We start from the raw sequence: 267 nt of genomic DNA on the forward strand, positions 1-267 counted from the left end.
CTATAATATGCGGCCACTGCTGCGCACTTTTATACAGGGTTTTACCTTGTAAATGTTTTTCGCAAAACGCGTCGCAAGCCTGCTTAGAATCTACATTTACCGCGCCTGCTCGGTGCAGCTGCCCCCATAGGCTGTAAATCATTTTTAGCTGTGCAGGTAATTGCTTTTTACCTGCATTAGGGTTCATAGCGCGGTAACGAGCAAGCAGCTGCTGTTGTTCAAGTTTACTAAGCCCTGTGCATGTATTTGTGCGGCCATCTGCAATGT

1 protein-coding gene is annotated in these 267 nt (G+C 46.8%); it reads right to left on the bottom strand.

All coding sequences use genetic code 11. The features are described from left to right. Positions 1-265, bottom strand: a 265-nt coding sequence (locus AAEZ18_RS18960) for a phage protein GemA/Gp16 family protein (protein WP_352255963.1), incomplete at its 3' end; no start/stop codon positions are given. Positions 266-267 lie beyond the last annotated feature (2 nt).

The sequence above is a fragment of the Pseudoalteromonas sp. 19-MNA-CIBAN-0066 genome, assembly GCF_040308705.1.
In the GTDB taxonomy this organism is placed as follows: Bacteria; Pseudomonadota; Gammaproteobacteria; order Enterobacterales; family Alteromonadaceae; genus Pseudoalteromonas; species Pseudoalteromonas nigrifaciens.